This window comes from Accumulibacter sp., assembly GCF_036625195.1.
Taxonomy (GTDB): Bacteria; Pseudomonadota; Gammaproteobacteria; order Burkholderiales; family Rhodocyclaceae; genus Accumulibacter.
In genome coordinates this window covers 4,606,344-4,623,083 of sequence record NZ_JAZKUG010000001.1, presented here as the reverse complement: position 1 = coordinate 4,623,083, position 16,740 = coordinate 4,606,344, and the positions used below count along the sequence as shown (strand labels likewise).

General features: G+C 66.9%; 9 protein-coding genes. 4 read left to right on the top strand and 5 right to left on the bottom strand.

The genetic code is table 11. From position 1 onward, the window contains the following. Positions 1–27: 27 nt before the first annotated feature. The 4 genes from V5B60_RS20425 to V5B60_RS20410 form a co-directional block, all read right to left on the bottom strand. Complete coding sequence (locus V5B60_RS20425) at positions 28–1,377, bottom strand: aminotransferase class I/II-fold pyridoxal phosphate-dependent enzyme (protein WP_332349721.1); 1,350 nt, start codon at positions 1,375–1,377, stop codon at positions 28–30. Continuing rightward, a complete protein-coding gene (locus tag V5B60_RS20420) occupies positions 1,367–9,043 on the bottom strand; it encodes an SDR family NAD(P)-dependent oxidoreductase (protein WP_332349719.1) in 7,677 nt (2,558 codons plus the stop codon). The genes V5B60_RS20425 and V5B60_RS20420 overlap by 11 nt, the downstream gene beginning before the upstream one ends. Before the next feature lie 85 nt (positions 9,044–9,128). After that, the gene (locus tag V5B60_RS20415; RefSeq protein WP_332349717.1) at positions 9,129–9,731 is read right to left on the bottom strand and encodes a DUF3299 domain-containing protein; all 603 of its coding nucleotides are present in this window, start codon (positions 9,729–9,731) and stop codon (positions 9,129–9,131) included. A gap of 110 nt (positions 9,732–9,841) precedes the next feature. Beyond that, a complete protein-coding gene (locus V5B60_RS20410; protein WP_332349715.1) occupies positions 9,842–12,667 on the bottom strand; it encodes an Rne/Rng family ribonuclease in 2,826 nt (941 codons plus the stop codon). 406 nt (positions 12,668–13,073) lie between these two features. On the opposite strand from V5B60_RS20410, the gene V5B60_RS20405 reads away from it, so the two are divergent. The 4 genes from V5B60_RS20405 to V5B60_RS20390 are packed head-to-tail and all read left to right on the top strand — an operon-like array spanning position 13,074 to position 15,988. Next, on the top strand, positions 13,074–14,063 hold the full coding sequence (locus tag V5B60_RS20405) for an RluA family pseudouridine synthase (RefSeq protein WP_332349713.1): 990 nt from the start codon (positions 13,074–13,076) through the stop codon (positions 14,061–14,063). Beyond that, a complete protein-coding gene (locus V5B60_RS20400; protein WP_332349711.1) occupies positions 14,047–14,703 on the top strand; it encodes an HAD family hydrolase in 657 nt (218 codons plus the stop codon). Before V5B60_RS20405 ends, V5B60_RS20400 begins: the two co-directional genes overlap by 17 nt. Then, entirely contained in the window at positions 14,682–15,041 is a 360-nt protein-coding gene (locus V5B60_RS20395; protein WP_332349709.1) for a Rieske (2Fe-2S) protein, read from the top strand. The genes V5B60_RS20400 and V5B60_RS20395 overlap by 22 nt, the downstream gene beginning before the upstream one ends. Beyond that, positions 15,038–15,988 (top strand): S49 family peptidase, encoded by a 951-nt coding sequence (locus V5B60_RS20390; RefSeq protein WP_332349707.1) that lies wholly within the window; start codon positions 15,038–15,040, stop codon positions 15,986–15,988. Before V5B60_RS20395 ends, V5B60_RS20390 begins: the two co-directional genes overlap by 4 nt. 41 nt (positions 15,989–16,029) lie before the next feature. On the opposite strand, the gene V5B60_RS20385 is transcribed toward V5B60_RS20390, so the two are convergent. Continuing rightward, the gene (locus V5B60_RS20385) at positions 16,030–16,740 is read right to left on the bottom strand and encodes an SAM-dependent methyltransferase (protein WP_332349703.1); all 711 of its coding nucleotides are present in this window, start codon (positions 16,738–16,740) and stop codon (positions 16,030–16,032) included.

Here is a 16,740-nt window from a genome sequence, read left to right as displayed (position 1 = left end):
GAGCCGGCCGTGGCAGTCTGGCCGCAGCTACACGCGTTGCAGTTCTTCGCCGAGCGCGCTGACGGTGTCGCGAATGTCGTCCTCAGTGTGTTCGCAGCTGACGAAGAAGCGCAGCCGCGCAGCCTTTTCAGGAACGGCGGGGTACACGATCGGCTGTACGTTGATGCCGCGGGCGAAGAGCGCGGCCGCCAGACGGGCGGCTCTGACCGACCCGCCGGTGATCGCCGGGATCACTGCCAGGCCGGCGCTGGTGCCGGTATCGACGCCGGCCGCGTGCGCGAGTCGCAGGAAGAGCTGGCCGCGCGCCTGCAGGGTTCGTACGCGCTGTGGCTCGCGTTGCAGGCAGCGCAGCGCCGCCAGCGAAGCGGCGGCGACCGGTGGTGGCATGCCGACGCTGTAGAGAAAGCCGGGCGCCAGGTACCTGAGATGTTCGACGAGTGCGCTCTCACCGGCAACATAGCCGCCACAGCCGGCGAGGGCCTTGCTCAGGGTGCCCATCCAGATGTCGACGTCGCTGCTGTCGACGCCGAAGTGCTCCCTGATGCCAAGCCCATTGTCTCCCATGACGCCGAAGGAGTGCGCCTCGTCGACCATCAGGAAGGCGCGGTACTTGCGCTTGATGTCGATGAAACGTGGCAGCTCGGGGTAGTCGCCGTCCATGCTGTAGATGCCTTCGAGCACGATCAGGACGCGCTGGAAGTGGGTTCGCTGTTCGGCCAGCAGGGCGTCGAGGGCTGCCCAGTCATTGTGCGCGAAGGGCAGGCGGCGTGCACCCGAGAGGCTGATTCCCTGCAGGATGCTGTTGTGCACCAGTTCGTCGTGGACGATCAGGTCGCGAGCCCCGAACAGGTAGCCGATCGTCGTCACGTTCGTCGCGTGGCCGCTGACGAAGGTGAGCGCGCCCTGGCTACCATAAGCGGCGGCGATCGCTTTTTCGAGATCGCGATGGATCGGGCGCTCGCCGGCGACCAGCCGGCTTCCCGAAACGGAAGTACCGAAGCGATCGATCGCCTGCTTCGCCGCCTGGCAGACTTCGTCATGGCCCGAAAGTCCGAGATAGTTGTAGCTGGCGAAGTTGATGAATTCGCGACCGCCAATGCGCGTCCGCGCTCCGGCAATGCCTTCGTGCAGCATGAAGAACGGGCTTTCGATGTCGAGCCGCGCGGCGCCCTCGCTGATGATCCGCACCTGCTGGTAACCGGGGTGGAGGTCGAAACGCCAGTGCTGCTCGGGCGTGCTGTCCGGCTCGCTCGTTACGCCGGTCGGCAGCTGCAGATCGCTGTCCTGAGTGGCTTGGCGCAGCCGACGTTCCAGTGCCTGCTGGATCAGCCGGTCCTTGATCTGGGCACTGAGCCCGGGAAGCCCCTTACGCACCATGGTGATCTCTCGTCGGTCTGCGGTCGTCCTGTTGCGCCGCGTCGAGGTCGGCGGCGAAGCGGGCGATCTCTTCGGCGGAGACCGCGACACCCTGTTGTCGGGCGATCTGTGCCGTCTGGGCCAGCAGCCCGTCCGTGGTTGCCTCGCCCCGTGCACCCTCCTCGGTGTCGCGCAACTGTTGCAGCAGGCGCTCGGCGAGCCGGTTGATCGTCGGGCTCTGGCTGAGTGCCAGTACCGGCAACCGGATCCCGAAGCGTGCATCGAGGGCGACCGCCAGTTCGACGCCCATCAGCGAATCGAGACCCATGTCGAAGAGTGACCGGCTGGCGTCGATTTTCTCCGGTGCGATGCGGAGAATCTCGCCAATCTCGCTGCGCAGCATGTCGGCAATGACGACCAGCAGCTCCTCGTCGCCGAGTTCGGCGAGCAGTCGCCTGATGTCCTGCGACTGCTCGTCGTCACCGCCGCCGCCGCACGGGCTGGCCAGTTCGCCGAACTTCGGGCTGCCGGCGGACGGCAGGACGCGGCTCAGCACCTGCCACGCGAACTCGAGTGCCGCCAGACCGGAGCGGTCACTGAGGAGCATTTCCTCGAGCACGTCGAGCGCCAGCTCGGACGTCAGTGCGGCTCCCCCCAGGCGATTCTCGAGAGCCTCGCGCATCTTCTCGTTGCGGACGAGGAAACCGCAATCGGCAATCGGACCCCAGCCGACGGCGGTCGCACACAATCCTTGTGCGCGACGATGCGCCGCGAGTGCCTCGAGCCAAGTGTTGGCCGCGACGTAAGCGGCTTGCCCCGGGTTGCCGAAGGCTGCTGTCGCCGAAGAGAAGAGCACGAACAGATCAAGCGCGCAGGGCCGCGTCAGTTCATGCAGGTGGCGAGCGCCCAGCACCTTCGCCGCCAGCGACCGGCGAATTTGCGTCTCGTCGAGATTGCGCACCAGTGCGTCGTCGATCACCGTTGCCGCATGCAGGACTCCCTTGAGCGGTGGCAACTCGTCGCGTGTCGCGGCGAGCAGTGCCATCAGGGCGTCGCGGCTGGTGACGTCGCAGGCTGCCGCGTATACCCGGACCCCCTGTTCCTCGAGGCGTTGGATGGCCTCCCGGGCCGATGCCGACTCTGGACCGCCACGGCTGATCAGGATCAGGTGGCGGGCACCCTTGCTCGCCAGCCATTCGGCAGCGCGCAGGCCAAAGCCACTGAGGCCGCCGGTGACCAGATAGGACGCATCGGCAGCGAGCTGCAACCGCCTGCGCGCGCCGGGTCGTGGGGGCTGCAGGCGCCTGATGCCGTGGTGATAGGTGATGACGATCTTGCCGATCTGGCGTGCCTGCTGCATGTAGCGGAAGGCTTCGACGACGTCCTCGGCTTCGAAGTTGCGGTAGGGCAGGGGATGCAGGATGCCGGCGCTGAACAGCTCCATCAACTCGGCGAAAAGCCTGCGCGTCAGCTCTGGATGGAGCAGCATCAACTGATCGGCGTCGATGCCGAAGTAACTGACGTTGTTGCGGAAGGGACGCAGGCCGATGCGACTGTTCTCGTAGAAATCCCGCTTGCCAAGCTCGAGAAAGCGGCCGAAAGGACGCAGCACCCGGAAGTTGCGATTGATCGCTTCGCCGGCGAGCGAATTGAGGACGACATCGACGCCCTCGCCGCAGCTTTGCTCGAGGATCTGGTCGGCAAAGGACAGCGAACGCGAGTCAAAGATGTGGACGACCCCGAGCAGGCGGAGGAAGTCGCGCTTTTCGTCCGATCCTGCGGTGGCATAGATCTCGGCACCCAGCCAGCGCGCGATCTGGATCGCTGCGATGCCGACGCCACCCGCGGCGCCGTGGATCAGGACCCGTTCCCCGGCTTGCAGGCGGGCCAGGTGGTGGAGCGCGTAGTAGACCGTAAAGAAGGTACTCGGAATGGTTGCCGCCGCTTCAGCGGAAAGCCCCGGCGGGAAATGTGCGACGGCGCTGCTCTGGGTGAGGACGCGGTTGCCGAAACTCGACGGAGCGAAGCCGACCACCTCGTCGCCCGGACTGAAGCCAGTGCAGTTGCTGCCGACACGGGCGATCACGCCGGCGAACTCGAAACCGAGCGTCGGGCCAGCAAAGCCGTTCTCGATGGCCTCATCGGAGAGCAGGCCCAGTGCATACATGACATCGCGAAAGTTGAGCCCGCTAGCCAGAACCTCGACCTCGACCTCATCCGGCGCGGGCGCTACCCGCGGATGGGTCTCCCAGCGCAGATTTCGCAGTTGCCCAGCGAAAGGGAAACCGAGTGAGACGGTCGGCGATTCGAGAAGTCGCGGCGTTCGGGCATCGGGCCGTGGTTCGTCGCGCAAGCGCGGGACGTAGCGCTGGCCAGCGGCCGCAAGGATGATCTCCAGTTCGCCATCGGGCTGCTCGAATTCGCGGTCGAGGAGGCCGGCGGCAGTCTGCGCGGGCATCGGCAATGCCAGGTCGATCAGGCGGACGCTGCCGGGCTCTGCCTCGTTGAGCATCGTGCGTACGAAACCGCACAACGCGGCATCGTCGCTGGGGTCCGGGCTGGACGCGTCGCTCGCGCTGGCAGCGGCTGCAGGCAGGAGGGCCGCTCCGGCGTTGGCCGTGATCAGCCAGCAGGTCGTTCGCGTAGCAGATCGTTCGCACGCCTGCATGATCCGTGCCGCCAGCGCGCAGCGCTCGACTTGGTGGTCGAGTGCCTCGTCGGCCGACAGGGCGGGCGAAGCAGGTACCAGGCCGGTGAGCATGACGAGGCCGTCGAGTTCACCATAACTGGTGGTGGTTGCTTGCAGCAGCCCGGCGAGTTCCTCGGTGTCGGTGGCGTTGGCCTGGATCACCAGGTCCTTTCGCTCCTGCAGCTTCTTTGCCAGTTCGTCGGCAAGACGGGCGGAATAGCCCACCGGATCAGCGAGCAGGATCCAGCTGCGCACGTTGCCCTGCACGGTCACGTCGGGCTGCGGGTTGGGCTCGTCGACCTCGGCCAGCAGCAGATAGGGCCCCGAGAGGGTGTCGGGCGAAAACTCGCAGGGGGCCGCGCAGCGGCAGCCCAGGTCGGCGAGTTGCTGTTGCCAGAACGATCTCGGTCGCTGGCTCGAGAGCCAACGGCCGCTGGCGCTCTGCGACCAGCCCTCGCGTCGGGCACCGAAGACGAAATCGATCCAGCGCGACGGATGCTGGCCGAGGACGAGCAACGAGGCGCCGGCAGCGAGGCAGCGGCGTGCATGGCGGAGGGCCCGCAACGCCTGCTCGGTGGTCGCGAAATCGAGCATGACGATCGCCATCATGCATGATCCCGCTGGCGATTCCAGGTCCGCTTCGCTGCCGGCGGGGTCATCGATCAGGCTCGTCCGGATCGTCGGGAAGAACTCGCCAAGGCGGACCCGTGCCTCTTCCAGAGCGGTCGTCGACGTGCTGGCGAAGCCGTAGTCGGAGCGTGTGAAGTCGAGGGCGAAGCAGATGTCCATGGCAAATGCCGGCGCGCCATCGCTGATCTCGACGACGCCGAGTCGCTGCCCTGGCGGCAGCGCCGCAAGCGCCTCCGCGACCAGCGCGCCGAGCGCCTGTCCGAGCTTCATTCTTCCGCGGCCACCGACGACCTGCAGCAGCAGGGTCGCCAACGACGATTCCTGCGGACAGATCTGGCTCAGTGAGGAACTGCCGGCGACGAGTGCCGGCAGGTGCAGGCCGATCCGTCCCACCGAGTGGATGATCTGGAAGTAGTCTGGATAGTCGGCAAGCAGGCTGTTCCAGATATCCTCGCCAGTCGACTCTTCCCGCTGATCAGGCACCAGCGTCCAACCATCGCCCGTCGCCGTCAGGGATCCGTCGTCGCCGGCGAGGCGGATGAGATCCGTGAAGAAAGGCGCAGCGTCGGGATTCGCGGCCTGGCAGGACAGGATGGCCGCGGCCGACAGCGTGCCATCTTCGCCGGCGATCGGCTGCAGGGCACGGCGCGTGAATCGGCTGCACAGGCTGTCGAGGAGCGGATCGACCTCTTCCGTGTAGCGGCGGTGCGTTCCCTTGAGGGCCGCCCGCTGCGTGACGTTGGCGAGCGTCGAATGGACGCGCTCGAAGCGCAGCGCCAGCGGCCCGGCAGGCTGCCCGGGGTGCGGCTTCGGGATCGCCTGCAAGGCGAGAAAGCGCAGCCGGTCGCGGCTACCCCTGCTCAAGTGAACACCGCGAAAACGAGCGTCCTTGACGATCGCGATGAGGCGCCCGGCCGCACAGAAAAGCGCGAACTCGCCCTGCAGGGAACGTGCGCTGTGCCGCAGCAGCGTCGCCCGGGCAAAACAAGGCGTGTCCGTACCCGAGCGAAAGATGACACGACCGAACCGCGTCGGGATGAAGGCAATTGCTTCGTGTGTGTCGATGGCTTGGCGGAGCAGCTGGAACATCAGCTGCAAGGTGCTGTCGAGCAGCGCCGGATGGAGATGGTGGTAGGCGACTTCGGCTTCGACCTGTGGCGGAACGTGCAAGGCGGCGAACGCCGAGTTGCCGTCGACCCAGCCGTGTTCGACGCACTGGAAGGCCGGGCCGTAGGCAATACCGACCGTTCGCGTCAGCAGCGCGTGGCTGTCGGCGTCGAAGTCAGGTGGCCGTTGCGGCAGATCCGGCAGCACTTCGCGCAGCAGAGACTCCTGCGCCTCACGAACGACCCGCGCCGACGCGTTGACGACCCAGTCCGCAGGGCTCATCTGCTCGCGGCTACGGATCGTCAGGCTGCCGTCACGCGGGTCGATGGACAGCCGAACGACCGCCGAACGATCATCGGCAAGCAGGAGCGGCGAGCGGATCTCCAGATCCTCGATCTCGACGATTGCCGATGGCTGCCAGGCGAGGCTGGCCGTCAGCGCCATTTCGACGTAGGCGGAGCCGGGGAGAACGGTTGCCTCGCCGACGACATGATCCGCGAGGACCGGGTTGAGCTGCGTGTCGAGCTGGTTCTCCCAGGTCAGTTCATGCTGGGCAAGCGGGTAGCCGAGCAGAGGATGGATCTTCTGGCGGTGGATCAGGCCGAGCGATTCGCTGGTCACCGGGTGCCAATGCCGTTCGCGTTGCCACGGGTAACCGGGCAGGCGGACGAAGCGCCCTGGCCGGGGAAAATGTGCCCGCCAATCGACCGCTGCGCCGGCAATCGCGACCGCGTGTGCCGCCGACCGGATCCGCTGCGCACCGTCGTCGTCCCGCGTGCCGGTGGCGATCACCTGGCCGTCGATCGAGCGCGTCTTCAGGCAATCATGCAGATAGGTACGCAGGATCGGGTGCGCACCGATCTCGACGAAGACGGTGATCCCCTGGTCGAGCAGCGAGTCGACGGCCTTGGCGAAGAGGACCGGTTCGCGAATGTTGCGCCACCAGTATTCGGCGCCGAGTTCCTCACCCGGCAGTTGCGAGCCGCTGACCGTGGAGCAGAAAGGCAGCGCACTCGCGCGCGGCTCGATTCCGGCCAGGGCCTCCCTGATCCCGGGTTCGAGGCGGTCCATCGCCGGGCTGTGGAAGGCGTAGTCCAGGTCAAGCCGCTTCCAGCTGACGTGCCTGAGCGACAGCGCCTCCTCCAGTACCGTCAGCGCTGACTGTGCACCGGCGATCGTCAGGCCACGCACGCTGTTGACGCCGGCGATCGTCAGCTGAGCGGCAAGACCGAGTTCGCCGAGCAGGCTTGCAGCAGCTGTCATGTCCAGCGCGACCGCGGTCATCTGCCCGTCGCCGCGGGTCGTTCCCTGCAGCAGGCTGCGCTGGTGGATGACCTTGACGGCATCGGCCAGGCTCAAGGCGCCCGCTGCCCAAGCCGCTGCGACCTCGCCGACGCTGTGCCCGGCGACGACCATCGGCGTCAACCCCTGCCGTTGCAGGAGCCGGGTGATGCCGACCTGCAGTGCAAAGAGGGCCGGCTGCGCAATCTCGGTCCGCTGATAGCGCTCGTCGCCGTTTTCGCCGGCCAGTTCGGCGAGCAGCGAAAAGTCGGCATGCTGCCGGAACAGGGCGTCGACCTCGTGCACCGCTTGACGAAACAACGGCTCTTCCGTCAGCAGTCGCCGGCCCATCGCGGACCACTGGCAGCCGTTGCCCGAGTAGATGAACGCCGGCCCACGGGCAGCGACCACCACCCGGCCGCTGTTCAGCGCCGCATTCCCGCCACGGTCGGCGGCGAAGTCGAGCAGGGCATTCCTGATTTCCGGCAGCGTCGGCGCTTCGACGATCAGCCGCTGCTCGAGCCAGTCGCGGCGAAAAGCGGCGCTGTGCGCGACGTCGTAGTAGGCCGCCGACGGCTGGTCGGCGAGAAAGGCAGCAAGGCTGCCGGCGGCTGCCTTCAGTGCCTCTTCACTGCGCGCCGAGAGCAGCAGCGGCGGCATCGCTGCGGCAACCGGCGCTGGTTGCGGACGGGAGCGCCTTCGCGGCGGGCTCTCGATGATGAAGTGGGCGTTCGAGCCGCCGAAGCCGAACGAGTTGATGCCGATCGTCAGCTTGCCCGTCTTCGGCAAGGAGCGATTTCTGGTGACCAGATCGATGTTCCAGTCGTTGGCAAGGATGCGCGGATTGACCCGGTTGACGCCGATCGTCGCCGGCACCACGCGGTGTTCGAGGCAGTGCAGGGCCTTGAGCAGGCCAGCGACGCCGGAGGCTGTTTCGAGATGACCGAGGTTGCTCTTGACCGAGCCGATCGGCAACGGCCGGCCAGCCGGCCGACGCTTGCCGAGCGCCTTGCCGATGGCCAGCGTCTCGATCGGGTCGCCGACGGCGGTGCCGGTGCCATGCGCCTCGAGGTAGTCGATCGTCGCCGGATCGATGCCGGCGTCCGCGTACACTTCCTCGAGCAGGGCGGCCTGCACTTCGGCGCTGGGGACGGTCAGTCCGGACTTGCGGCCGTCGGTGTTGACCGCTGAACCGGCGATGACCGCCAGGATCGGGTCGCCGTCGGCGAGCGCTTGGTCGTACTCCTTGAGAAAGAAGAGCCCGCCACCTTCCGAGCGCACGTAACCGTCGGCCGCTTCGTCGAAGACCTGGCAGCGACCGCGTGGCGACAGCATCGACGCCTTGGCGAAGCCGATGAAGCCGTAAGGATGCAGGTGCAGGTTGATGCCGCCTGCCAGCGCCTGCGAGACCTCTCCGCTGGCAATCGCACGGCAAGCCTGGTGCAGGGCAACCAGTGACGATGAGCAGGCAGTGTCGATCGCCATGCTCGGTCCGCGCAGGTCGAAAACGTAGGAGATCCGGTTGGCGGCGATGCTGGCGGTGTTTCCTGTCGCCATCGTCGAGTCGGCGACCGCCAGGTCATCTGCCATGCGGAAAGAGTAATCGGCGCTGGCGATGCCGATGAAGACGCCGCAGCGACTGCCGCGCAGCCGCGACGGCGGGGTGCCGGAGTTCTCCAGCGCTTCCCAGCTCATCTCGAGCAGCAGCCGTTGCTGCGGATCCATCAGGGCCGCTTCGCGCGGCGAGATGCCGAAGAAGGCGGCGTCGAAGGTGGTCACGTCACCGATCGATCCGGCGGCGAAGGTGTAGCTCGTTCCCGGATGGTCCTTGCGCGGGTGCAGGAAGGTCGCCAAGTGCCAGCGCTGCGGATCGACCGTGCCCACCAGGTCGCGGCCGTCCAGCAGGTCCTGCCAATAGGTCTCGGCAGTCGTCCCCGGCATGCGGAAGGAATGGCCCGTGATGGCAATTCGCCCTCTCATCTGAATGTGATCTCCACTCTGGATCGGATTGGGTGCACCATTGTACGACCGCTGCCGCGAGCCGCGAACGCTGTCGGCAGAAGGATCAGGAGCGCGGCCTGGTGTAAGGCTCGAAGGCTTCGCCGCGCATCCGGTAGCCGGCGACGCCCATTCCCGTATCGGTGCGGTCGAGCCCGAGCGTGCCACTCACCCACATCGCGTCCATGGTGCGCATGTTGCCGACCGGCTTCTCGGCGACGACGTGAATGATCTGGTTGGCCGGTGGCGGCGGCACGTGGATGCAGGCGCCGAAGTAGGGCACCAGCAGGAACTCGGTGACCTGCTCGCCGCGACGCTCGAGCGGTACGACGAAGCCGGCGATGCGGACCTTCTGACCGTTCATCGTCTTCTCCGCCGGCGCCTGGTCCCACAGCCGTCGGGCGTTCTCCAGTGCCTCCTGGGCTTTCGGGTCGTTGTCCTGCAGGCGAGCGAGGTCGAGACCCTTGAAGGTGGCCATTGGGTCCCAGCCCTTGGGCACCAGATCGTCCCAGCCGATCTGGCGGTAGCCCTGCGACCCCTTCCTGTCTTCCGGCAGGCGCTCGCCAACGCGGTAATCTGCCCGTTTTTCCTTACTGCTCTGCGCCTCGGCGTGTGGTGGCGGTGACAGCAGTGCAGCCAGGACGAGACAGATGGCAATTGGCAGTGGCATTCGTGATTCTTTCCGTTGCGCGCCCGGACGCCCCGGCTGCAGTGGTGGCTGCGCCGGCGACACGAGGTCCTGAGCGCAGGGATGACGGCAGCGGGGCCCTGAGTATGCGTCTACTTGACCGTTTCGACCATCACCATCGGCTCGTCGGCGATGACGACCGCGGGGCGGCGCCGCCGTACCGGGCGTGGTGGCGCAATGTCCTCGGCCGATGCCGCCGGCGTCACATCCACGGCGGCGGGGTGCCTGGTTTCCACCATGATCAGGCCACTGTTCTCGAGTGCTTGCTGGATGTCGAATGGCGCAGGGCCGCCGGTGGTTGCCACGTCGGGCGCGACGGTTGCGGCAGCAGCCTCTTCTCGGGGTGCGGCGGCCGGCGACTCGGGCCCGAACTCGGAAGTTGGCTCGACCGGGGCGCTGGGCAGTGGTTCGGCGACGGCGGCTGGAACCGTGATCGGCATTGGCTCGGCGACGGCTCCCACCACTTGAACTTCCTGGCTGCCGGCCGGTGGTGCGAACTCGACCGCGGCTGCCGATGCAACCGGAAGCGCGGCGCGCTGATCGGCGTCTGCCACTTCGCTTTGGTCGCCGACAGCCACCGCTGGCGTGACGGCGGTCATCGTGACGTCCCAGGCGGGCGATCGCGCTGCGGGCGGCGCGGTTGCGGCGCTGTCGGTGCTGGCAACTGCTGCGATGCTCGCGCCCGCGGCGCTCACCTCAACGGCTTCGGTCGGCTGGGTCTCGGTCCTCTCACTGCGTTCGCGGCGGCCACCGCGGCGACCGCGGCGGCGGGAGGGGCTGGCGGACTCGTCGCCGTTCTGCTCGGGTGCCGGAGACGCTGCCGCCGTCGCCACGGCGGGAGCGAGTGGTGCCGGGTTGCCGTCGTTGACCTGCTCCGTGGGCTGTGGCCTGCGTTCGTTGCGCTGCCGGCGTGGTTCACGGGCGGCGGCCGGTTCGCGGCCCGTGGTGCCCTCGCGCCCCTCACGGGGCTGACGGGGCTCGCGCGGTTGCTGTTGCTGGTTCTCGCCCCGACTGGCCGGCGATGCATCCTTCTGCTCGCGGTTGACCCGGGTGTCGGCAGGTTCGCGACGGTCATCCCGGCGCGTGCCGCGAGGGGTGGTGCCACCGCCTCGGCGTCCGTCGCGCGCGCTGCCGGCGACTTCCGGAGCCGGGGTGGCTGCGCGTGGCGACACGGCTTCGGTCGTAGCGCCGGGCACTTCCTTGTGCCGGAACCAGGACACGATCCGCTTCAGGAAGCGGCCGGCGGCCGTATCGGGTCTGCTGCTGTCGACGGCATTTGCCGCAGGCTCGTTGACCAGGGGGGCTGGCTGCGCCGGCGTGACGCCCCTGATCGCCGCTTCGGCGCGGGGTGCCCGGGAGTCTGCCGTGCTCGCCATGTCGGCGCTGGCGTCCTCGGCCGGCAGCGCGACCATACGGTACGATGCCTGCTGCAGTTCCTCCTGTCCCGCTGCATCGTGGCGAACCCGCAGCACCGTGTGCTGCGGTGTCTCGAGATGGACGTTCGGAATCAGCAGGACGGTCACCTTGTGCCGCAATTCGACCGCCTGCACGTCGGTCCGCTTCTCGTTCAACAGGAAGGTGGCGACATCGACGGGCACCTGCGCATGCACGGCGGCGGTATTGTCCTTCATCGCTTCCTCTTCCAGGATGCGCAGGATGTGCAGCGCGGCGGACTCGGTGCTGCGGATATGGCCGGTTCCCGAGCAGCGTGGGCACGGAATGTAGCTGGTCTCGGCGAGCGCCGGCCGCAGGCGCTGGCGGGACAGCTCGAGGAGCCCGAAACGACTGATCTTGCCGGTCTGCACGCGCGCACGGTCGAAACGCAGTGCCTCGCGGACACGGTTTTCGACCTCGCGCTGATTGCGCTGGTTCTCCATGTCGATGAAATCGATGATGATCAGGCCGCCGAGGTCGCGCAGGCGCAACTGGCGCGCCACTTCCTCGGCCGCTTCGAGGTTGGTCTTCAGCGCCGTTTCCTCGATGTCGGCACCGCGTGTTGCCCGGCCCGAGTTCACGTCGACCGATACCAGCGCCTCGGTGTGGTCGATGACGATGGCGCCGCCCGATGGCAGGCCGACCTGGCGCGAATAGGCGGACTCGATCTGGTGCTCGATCTGGAAACGCGAGAAGAGCGGCACGTCATCGCGGTAACGCTTGATGCGGTTGACCGTGCCCGGCATGACGTGCGCCATGAACTGCTGCGCCTGATCGAACACCTCGTCGGTGTCGATCAGGATCTCGCCGATGTCGGGCTGGAAATAGTCGCGGATGGCACGGATGACCAGGCTGCCCTCCTGGTAGATCAGGAAGGCTCCCTGTTGCATCTGGGCTGCGTCCTCGATTGCCTTCCACAGTTGCAGCAGGTAATTGAGGTCCCATTGCAGCTCTTCGCTGCCGCGTCCGATGGCGGCCGTGCGGGCGATCAGACTCATCCCCGGCGGCACCGGCAACTGGTCCATCACCTCGCGCAGCTCGGTCCGCTCGCTGCCCTCGACGCGGCGCGAGACGCCGCCGCCACGCGGGTTGTTGGGCATCAGCACGAGGTAGCGGCCGGCGAGGCTGACGAAGGTGGTCAGGGCAGCGCCCTTGTTGCCGCGTTCGTCCTTGTCTACCTGGACGATCAGTTCCTGACCTTCACGCAGCGCTTCCTTGATCGTCGCCCGACCGGCGTCCGCGCCGGGCTGGAAGTAGGCGCGCGAGATCTCCTTGAACGGCAGGAAACCGTGTCGCTCCGCTCCGTAGTCGACAAAGGCCGCTTCCAGGCTGGGCTCGATGCGGGTAATGACCGCTTTATAAATGTTGCTCTTTTTCTGCTCCTTGTTGGCCGATTCGATGTCCAGGTCAATGAGTTTCTGACCGTCGACGATGGCGACGCGCAGCTCTTCGGCCTGTGTCGCGTTGAACAGCATTCGTTTCATTCGTGGGGCTCCCGCGCGCTGTTGTATGGGCTGCGCCTCGTGTGGGCAGCGACGGAACCGGTGTCTTCGGGACACTCGAAAGTCTCGTCGGCAATGGAAGCAGCGATACCATCCTTCGCACCCGCATACTGTTCGGGCGTTGATGACCTGGAGGGTTTCGGGATGTTGCCAGGGCGATTCCGCAGATGCCAGGCGCGCGCAGTTCAAGTAGTATCGCTACTTTGTGGTGAGCGAACTTAACCAGATGATCGGCGTCCAGCGAGAGTTGCGCAGCAGGGCGCCGAGCGGTCGGGTGTTGCATGCCGGAAAGCGTCTCGCAGCGGCTTCAAGGCCGGCATTGCCCGACGGCCGCACGGCTCAGTTCCTCCTGCAACCGACGACGCGAATCAGCTGAAGTATATTCAAAATGGCCCAAGTTGGCAAAAACTGCGTCACCCAGCAGCTTATCGGCGAGAACGAGCACGGGCAGCGGGTCGACAACCTGTTGCTGAAGCTGTGCAAGGGGGTGCCGAAGAGCCACCTCTACAGGATCGTCCGCAGTGGCCAGGTGCGGGTCAACGGCCGCCGGGTGGACGTCTCGCATCGCCTGCAGAGTGGCGACCTGCTGCGCATTCCGCCACTGCGCATCGGCGGCAGCGACGAGGTGGTGGTGGACGCCGAACGCCGGCTGCACTTGCCCGTCGTCTATGAGGACGAGGCATTGCTGGTGGTCGACAAGCCGGCGGGTGTCGCGGTGCATGGCGGCAGCGGCGAGAGCTTCGGGGTGATCGAGGCGCTGCGACAGCAGCGGCCGCAGGCGAGGTTCCTCGAACTGGCGCACCGGCTCGATCGCGAAACCTCCGGGATCCTCCTGGTCGGCAAGAAGCGTTCGACCTTGCTCGCCCTGCACGAAATGTTCCGTGCTGGTGCCGCTGGCAGTGCGGGGCGGGGTGCGGACAAGCGTTACCTGGTCCTGGTCGCTGGCCGCTGGATGGAACCGCTGCGCCATGTCCGCCTGCCGCTGTTGAAGTACCTGCTGGATTCGGGGGAACGGCGCGTGCGGGTGGCCGAGCAGGGCAAGGCGGCGCACACGATCTTCCGCCTGCTGGCCCGCTGGCAGCGTTTCAGCCTGCTCGAGGCGGAACTGCGGACCGGGCGAACGCACCAGATCCGCGTTCATCTCGCTCATCTCGGCCATCCGGTGGCGGGTGACGAGAAGTATGGGGACTTTGCGCTGAATCGGGTGCTGGCGCGGGAAGGATTGAAACGGATGTTCCTGCACGCCTCGCAGATGTGTCTGCCGCACCCGCTGGCCGGCGGCGAACTGCGGCTCGAGGCGGCGCTGCCGCCGGCTCTGGCGGGTTTTCTGCAGGCTGTCGCGGAGCGCGAGAGGCAGGATCATGGCGAGAAGATTTGAGCTGCTGGTCTTCGATTGGGATGGCACGCTGCTCGACTCGGCAGCGGCCATCGTCGAGGCCATCACGGCCGCCTGTCGCGATCTCGGGCTGCCGCCACCTCCTGCGGAACGCGCGCGGCACGTCATCGGGATGGGCTTGCACGATGCGCTGCGACACGCCCTGCCGGAACTGCCGGAGAGTCGTTACCCGCAGCTGGTGGAGCGGTATCGACATCATTATCTGGCGCGCGATCACGAATTGCAGTTGTTCGCCGGCGCCGCCGAGCTGATCGCCGAGCTGTCGGCGGCGGGTTTCCTGCTCGCCGTCGCCACGGGCAAGAGCCGCCTGGGGCTCGAGCGCGCCCTGCGGCACAGCGGTCTCGGCCCCTTCTTCCACGCTTCGCGATGTGCCGATGAATGCTTTTCCAAGCCGCATCCGCAGATGCTCGATGAACTGCTCGACGAGCTGGCCGTCGCTGGCGAGCGGGCCCTGATGATCGGCGATACGACACACGATCTGCAGATGGCACGCAACGCCGGTGTGGCTGCGCTCGCGGTTGCCTATGGCGCGCACCCGGTGGCGGCACTCGACGCCATGCAGCCGCTGGCGTGCGTGCAGGAACTCGCGGAACTGGCGGCATGGCTGCGGACCCACGCCTGATCTGCCCTTCCGCCGAGCTGCTCGATGGTGGTCGCGGCGTCCGCTTCACCATCGAGCGGCGGGGGGTGGTGGAACCGGCTTTCGCCGTTCGCTTCGGCGGCCGTGTGCGTGCCTATGTCAATCGCTGCGGGCATCTGCCGGTCGAACTCGACTGGCAGCACAACGAGTTCTTCGACGATTCCAAGCTATACTTGATCTGCGCGACACACGGCGCGCTCTATTCGCCGGCGGATGGCCGCTGTCTCGGCGGTCGCTGCAATGGCCGCGGGCTGACGCCGGTGGACGTCGAGGAACGTGATGATGCCGTTTATCTGACCGCAAGTGAGCACGAGTCTTGAATACGCCTGAAGAACCACCCTGGGAACGGCAGTTGCTGGAAAAGGTTGCCTTTGCGACGCTGCGCGAGCAGCGCGCCAGGCGTCGCTGGGGCATCTTCTTCAAGCTCGCCGCTCTGGCTTACCTGATCGCCCTGCCCGCGCTGCTGATGGACTGGGGAGATTCCGAGCAGCTTGCCGACCGCCGGCACACGGCGGTGATCCACCTGCGGGGCACCATCGAGGCGCAGGGCGAAGCCAGCGCGCAGAACCTCAACGACGCCCTCGAAGCAGCCTTCTCCGACAAGCGCACCGCTGGTGTCATCCTGCGCGTGAACAGTCCCGGTGGCAGCCCGGTGCAGGCGGGCATCGTGCACGACGAGATCCTGCGCCTGCGTACGGCGCATCCGCAGATCCCGCTGTACGCGGTGGTCGAGGACGTCTGTGCTTCGGGCGGCTACTACGTCGCCGTCGCCGCGGACAAGATCTTCGTCGACAAAGCGAGCATCGTCGGTTCGATCGGCGTCCTGATGGACGCCTTCGGTTTCACCGGCACGATGGAAAAGCTCGGCATCGAACGGCGTTTGCTGACTGCCGGCGAGAACAAGGGCTTCCTCGATCCGTTCTCGCCGCAGGATCTGAAACAGAAGGAGCATGCGCAGGTGCTGCTGCGCGAGATTCACCAGCAGTTCATCGAGGTCGTCCGCCGCGGGCGTGGCGATCGCCTGAAGGAGACACCGGAACTCTTCTCCGGCCTGATGTGGACCGGCAGCCAGAGCGTCAACCTCGGCCTGGCAGACGGTCTCGGCACCGTCGGCTCGGTGGCGCGCGATGTCATCAAGGCCGACCGGCTGGTCGAATACACGGTCAGGGACAATCTTGCAGAGCGCCTCGCCCGCCGGCTGCGAGCCGGGACGAGCGATACGGCGCTCGCTCCGATGTTCGACTTCGCCCGTCCACTACTGCGCTGAGAGGCCGTGCCGCGTGCGTCGCCGGCGCTGGCGGCGCCAGCTCAGGCGTGCAGGAGGAAGACCGTTGGTCGGCGATTGAGATCGGGTAGCGGTCGTTGCCGCCACTCGGCAACGGTGCGGGTGCAGACGAGTTCGCCTGCCGTCGTCAGGTCGCTGGCGATGCAGACGCGTGTCGCCGGGGCGCAGACACCGATCAGCGACGCCAGAAGCTGCCGGTTGCGGTACGGGGTTTCGATGAAAATCTGCGTCCGCCGTTGCTGTCGCGATTCCTTCTCCAGTTCGTGCAGGCGCCGCTCGCGGGCAGCCGCGTCGCTCGGCAGATAGCCGTGGAAGGTGAAACTCTGGCCACTCAGTCCGGACGCCATCAAGGCGAGCAGGATCGACGACGGACCGACCAGTGGCACCACCTCGATACCCAAGTCATGGGCCAGGGCAACCAGGTCGGCGCCCGGGTCGGCGATCGCCGGGCAACCGGCTTCGGAGATCAGGCCGAGGTCGTTCCCCGCCAGTGCCGGTGCCAACAGTTGTGCCAGTGCTGCCGGCGGCGTGTGCTGATTGAGTTCGGCGATCCGGATTTCCTGCAGCGGAGCGGCGGTCGGCAGTGCCTTCAGGAAGATCCGTGCCGTCTTGGCGTTCTCGGCGACGAAGCAGCTCAGCCGGCGGGCATGCTCGAGCACCGCCGCCGGCAGTACCGAGCCGTGGGCGGTCTGCCCAAGGGGCACCGGGATCAGGTAGAGCCGGCCCGCCTTCAT

Excerpts from the sequence above, each read along its gene's own strand:
- V5B60_RS20405 (WP_332349713.1), top strand. The coding sequence starts at position 13,074 with ATGGCCCAAGTTGGCAAAAACTGCGTCACCCAGCAGCTTATCGGCGAG.
- V5B60_RS20415 (WP_332349717.1), bottom strand. The coding sequence starts at position 9,731 with ATGCCACTGCCAATTGCCATCTGTCTCGTCCTGGCTGCACTGCTGTCA.
- V5B60_RS20410 (WP_332349715.1), bottom strand. The coding sequence starts at position 12,667 with ATGAAACGAATGCTGTTCAACGCGACACAGGCCGAAGAGCTGCGCGTC.
- V5B60_RS20385 (WP_332349703.1), bottom strand. The coding sequence starts at position 16,740 with ATGAAGGCGGGCCGGCTCTACCTGATCCCGGTGCCCCTTGGGCAGACC.
- V5B60_RS20420 (WP_332349719.1), bottom strand. The coding sequence starts at position 9,043 with ATGAGAGGGCGAATTGCCATCACGGGCCATTCCTTCCGCATGCCGGGG.
- V5B60_RS20425 (WP_332349721.1), bottom strand. The coding sequence starts at position 1,377 with ATGGTGCGTAAGGGGCTTCCCGGGCTCAGTGCCCAGATCAAGGACCGG.
- V5B60_RS20395 (WP_332349709.1), top strand. The coding sequence starts at position 14,682 with ATGGCTGCGGACCCACGCCTGATCTGCCCTTCCGCCGAGCTGCTCGAT.
- V5B60_RS20400 (WP_332349711.1), top strand. The coding sequence starts at position 14,047 with ATGGCGAGAAGATTTGAGCTGCTGGTCTTCGATTGGGATGGCACGCTG.